The sequence below is a fragment of the Micromonospora sp. D75 genome (assembly GCF_018070405.1).
Taxonomy (GTDB): Bacteria; Actinomycetota; Actinomycetes; order Mycobacteriales; family Micromonosporaceae; genus Micromonospora; species Micromonospora chalcea.
This window is the reverse complement of sequence record NZ_JAGPXV010000536.1, coordinates 1-4,201: the sequence shown is the minus strand read 5'-3', so window position 1 is coordinate 4,201 and position 4,201 is coordinate 1. Positions and strand designations below refer to the sequence as shown.

Below are 4,201 nucleotides of genomic sequence, written 5' to 3'. Positions count from 1 at the left end.
GAGCTGGACACCGTCGTCGCGGTACGCCTCGACGACGGCCGGATCAGCGGCCTCTACGCGGTGCGCAACCCGGAAAAGCTGTCCCGCATGACCCGGGAAACCACACTGCGCCGGTGAGCGCGTGGTCGTGGGCCGATCGCCGGATGAGCAGCGCCGCCTCACCCGACGTCAGCGCCCTCGCCATCAACGTGACGGTGCCGGAGGAGCTGCGCTGGACCGACACCCGGCGCGGCGAGGAGTTCACCCTGACCACGCTCAACGTGCGGCTGCTGCCGGACGGGCGGCTCGCCGCGAAGGCGTACGGCCGGCCCACCGCCGGCGGCCGCGGCGCGTACGTGTCGTTCCGGGTGCCCGACCGGCCCGAACTGGCCGCGCTCGTGGCGGCGGCGGCTGACCGCGCCGCCGCGCTCTGGGCCGCGCACGGCGGCCTGGACTGACTCCCGCCTCAGCGGCGCACGCCCACCCCGCCGTAGCCGTGCGACACCGCGGCCTGCGGCTCGCCGTCGGGCCGCCAGTCCGCCACCTTGACCAGGCCCGGATCGACGAGCTCGTACCCGTCGAGGAAGCGGGCCACCTCGTCGCGGGTGCGGGGCACCAGCGGGGAGCTGCTGCGGCGGTAGATCGCGGTGCCCTGCTCGGTGGGCAGCGTCGGCAGGCCGTCCAGCGTGAGGTGGGACAGCGCGAGCACGCTGCCCGGCACTGTGGCGTCGCGCAGCGTCGCCACCGCCGCGTACGGGTCGTCGGCGTCCGGCACGAAGTGCAGCACCGCCAACAGCAGCACCGCCAGGTCACCCCGGAGCACCACGGTGCGGCCGTCGGTGGGCAGCAACCGCCGGGCGTACGCGACCGCCACCTCGTCGTGGTCGACGTAGACCACCCGGGCGTCGGGGCGGATCGCGCGCACCACCTCGTGCACGTTGCCCTGCGTGGGCAGGCCGGCGCCGATGTCGAGGAACTGGCGAATGCCCTGCTCGGCGGCCCAGCGCACGACCCGGCGCAGGAACGCGCGGTTGCTCTGCGCGGCGACGCCGGTGTCCGGGAAGATCCTCAGGACCTCCTCGGCGGCGGCCCGGTCGGCGGCGAAGTTGTGGCAGCCGCCCAGGTAGTAGTCGTACATCCGGGCGACATTGGGTCGGTTCTCAGCCTCCGTCACGCCTCGATGTCTAGCACTCTGCGCGACACACCGCTGACCCGTCGTGTCGATGATCCGGCCGATCCCGCCGTCCACCTGGTACGACGGTGGGACACGCCGTCGCGAGGAGGTACCGATGACAGGTGGACGGGAGACAGTGGAGGTCGAGCCGGCGGTGTTCCGCGCCGTCTACGACTCGCCCGCGTCGCTGCCCGGGCGGCACCGCTGGACCACCCCGGAGGCGGACGTACGCCGGCTGGAGAAGCTGCTGAACATGCCGGCGCGCAGCATCGGCGCCCCGCTGTGGGTCAGCGGCGACGAGCCGGACTGCCCGAAGTGCGGGCGGCGGCCGACCTGGTACGACATCGTCGCGTCCGCGCTGCACGGCGTGCACGACCGCACGATGATCGCCCGGGTGATCCTCGGCGAACGCAAGTACGTGAACACCGAGGTCCCGGACGCGATCCCGGGCGTCCACTGTGCCGACTGCCGCACCCCGATCACCGGGTTGCGCAGCTTCAAGTGCCACAACTGGGCGTACGCGTTCGAGGCGCTGGAGGAGGTCGTCGCCCGGATGTCCGGCCTGCCGGCTCAGTCGTCGCCGCCCGCCGCCTCCTGAGCGCGCCGTTCCGGACGGCGGCCGGGCGGGGCCTGCGGCTCCGGGCCGGGGTCGGGCACCGGCGGCATCGGCCGGGTGACCGGCCCGTCGCCGGTGACGCGGAGCTGTTCGCCGTGGTGCCACAGCTCGACCGCGTCGCCCGGACCGGCGTCCGGCAGCTCGTAGCGGGCCTCCCGCCCGGTGAGCTTGACCCGCAGCCGGTGCCCGTGCCGGCGCAGGTGGAACACCAGCCGGGTGATCCGCCCCGGTAGCCGCGGCTCGAACGCGAGCACGCCCCGGTCGTCGCGCAGCCCGCCGAAGCCCTGCGCCACCACCAGCCAGGCGCCGGCCAGGGACGCCAGGTGCAGCCCGTCCGCGGTCTTGTCGCCCAGGTCGGCGAGGTCCTGCAACGCGGTCTCGGCGAACAGGGCGTACGCCAGGGCGAGGTGCCCGACCTCGGCGGCGAGGATCGCCTGCGCGGACGCCGACAGCGACGAGTCCCGGACGGTCCGCGCCTCGTAGTAGGCGACGTTGCGCGTCTTCTCCTCGGCGGTGAACTCCCCCGGGCAGCGCAGCATGGCCAGCACCAGGTCGGCCTGCTTGACCACCTGCTTGCGGTACAGCTCCTGGTAGGGGAAGTGCAGCAGCAGCGGATAGTCGTCCTCGCCGGTGCCGGCGAAGTCCCACTCCGGCTGCGCGGTGAACCCGGCCGACTGCTCGTGCACGCCGCGCTTGCCGTCGTACGGGACGAACATGGCGTCAGCGGCGGCCCGCCAGCCGGCCACCTCGGCGGCGTCGACACCCAGCCGGGCGGCCACCTCGGGGCAGTCCTCGGCGGCGTCGGCGGCGCCGCGCAGGTTGCGCCGGGCCATCAGGTTCGTGAAGACGTTGTCGTCGACCAGCGCGGAGTACTCGTCCGGGCCGGTGACGCCGGTCAGGTGGAACGCGCCGGCGTCGTCGAAGTGGCCGTAGCCGTGCCACAGCCGGGCAGTCTCGATCAGCACCTCGGCACCGCACTCGGCGAGGAACCCGGTGTCGCCGGTGGCCGCGACGTACCGCAGGATCGCGTCCGCGATGTCCGCGTTGACGTGCAGGCCCGCGCTGCCGGCCGGCCAGTAGCCGGAGCACTCCCGGCCGCTGAGCGTCCGCCACGGATAGGTGGCGCCGGCCAGGCGCAGCTCGGCCGCACGCTCGCGGGCCTCGGGCAGGTGGGCGTGCCGCCAGCGCAGCGCCGAGCGGGCCAGTTCCGGCGCCAGGTACGTCAGCACCGGCAGCACGTAGCCCTCGGTGTCCCAGAGCACGTGCCCGTCGTAGCCGTTGCCGGTCAGCCCCTTCGCCGGGATGGTCCGGGCCCCGTCGGCGCGCCCCGACTGGAGCAGGTGGAACACCGAGAACCGCACCGCGAGCTGCAGCTCCGGGTCACCGTCCAGCTCGACGTCGGCGGTGGCCCACGCGGCATCCAGCGCGGCGCGCTGCTCGGCGAGCAGGGCGTCGAACCCGTCGGCCCGGGCCGCGTCCGCCTCCGCGACGACCAGGTCGGCCAGCTCACCGGGCGGGGTGCCGTCGACCTCCGCCCACTCGTACGCGGCGAACCGGGTGACCCGGATCCGCTCGCCCTGGCGTACCGGACCGGACAGCGCCAGCCGGAACCGGTCGGCGGTCAGCTCGGTGCCGGTGGCGATCTCGTCGGGTGCCTCGACCCGGTGCGCGACGGCGACGGCGACCCGCTGCCCGCTGCGCCCGGTCCGGTGCACGAGCACCCCGTCGAGGCCGTCGTCGCGGCGGATCTCGCCGGTGAGCGGGTCGTGGATCACCGAGGCGGCCCGGGGGTCGTCGGCACGTTCCGGCACCCGCTGGTTGGCGAGCAGGTCGGCGCCGACCCGCAGCCGTACCGGCTCGTCCAGCGGTTCGACAGCCCAGTCGACGGCGGCGACCGGACGGCGGGTCAGCGAGACCAGGCGGGTGCTGCGGATCCGGACACCCCGGCCACCCGGCGAGACCCATTCGGTCTCCCGCCGGACCACCCCGGCGCGCAGGTCCAGCTCCTGGTGGTGCCGCCGGATCGTGCCGGTGCGCAGGTCCAGCGGCTCGTCGCCCACCCAGAGCCGGATCAGGGCGGCGTTCGGCGCGCTGATCACGGTGTCGCTGCGCTCCGGGAACGCGTACCCGCTCTCCGGGTAGCTCAGCTCGTGCTGCTCGTGGAACCCGTTGAGGTAGCTGCCCGGCATGCCGCACGGCTCGCCCTCGTCGAGCGTCCCGCGCCAGCCCACCCAGCCGTTGGCGAGCGCGAAGACCGACTCGGTCTCGCCCAGCCGGTCCAGGTCCGCGCTGGTACGCCGGATCCGCCAACCGTCGTCGCCGTGCGACACGTGCCCTCCCGAGTCCGAAGCCTGGACCGCCACCGAACCAGACCCGGCTGGGAGGCGGCTGGGACCCCGATACCCGTGGCGACCCCGCCCGCACCTGCGGGT

At 74.5% G+C, this 4,201-nt stretch carries 4 protein-coding genes; 2 read left to right on the top strand and 2 right to left on the bottom strand.

What is annotated here, in order from left to right; all coding sequences use genetic code 11:
* Positions 1-113: 113 nt before the first annotated feature.
* Positions 114-437: a hypothetical protein gene (locus KBX39_RS24880; RefSeq protein WP_312247484.1), complete on the top strand. Its 324-nt coding sequence runs from the start codon at positions 114-116 to the stop codon at positions 435-437.
* Positions 438-445: 8 nt separating this feature from the next.
* On the opposite strand, the gene KBX39_RS24875 is transcribed toward KBX39_RS24880, so the two are convergent.
* Positions 446-1,153: an SAM-dependent methyltransferase gene (locus KBX39_RS24875; RefSeq protein WP_210872774.1), complete on the bottom strand. Its 708-nt coding sequence runs from the start codon at positions 1,151-1,153 to the stop codon at positions 446-448.
* A gap of 115 nt (positions 1,154-1,268) precedes the next feature.
* On the opposite strand from KBX39_RS24875, the gene KBX39_RS24870 reads away from it, so the two are divergent.
* Entirely contained in the window at positions 1,269-1,751 is a 483-nt protein-coding gene (locus tag KBX39_RS24870; protein ID WP_043330744.1) for a hypothetical protein, read from the top strand.
* On the opposite strand, the gene KBX39_RS24865 is transcribed toward KBX39_RS24870, so the two are convergent.
* Positions 1,724-4,099, bottom strand: a complete 2,376-nt coding sequence (locus tag KBX39_RS24865) for a glycoside hydrolase family 65 protein (RefSeq protein ID WP_210872772.1) — start codon at positions 4,097-4,099, stop codon at positions 1,724-1,726. The two genes, KBX39_RS24870 and KBX39_RS24865, sit on opposite strands and share 28 nt — an antisense overlap.
* Between the last annotated feature and the right edge of the window lie 102 nt (positions 4,100-4,201).

What these genes read in the sequence shown, in the direction of transcription:
- KBX39_RS24870 (WP_043330744.1), top strand. Translation starts at nt 1,269, where the DNA reads ATGACAGGTGGACGGGAGACAGTGGAGGTCGAGCCGGCGGTGTTCCGC.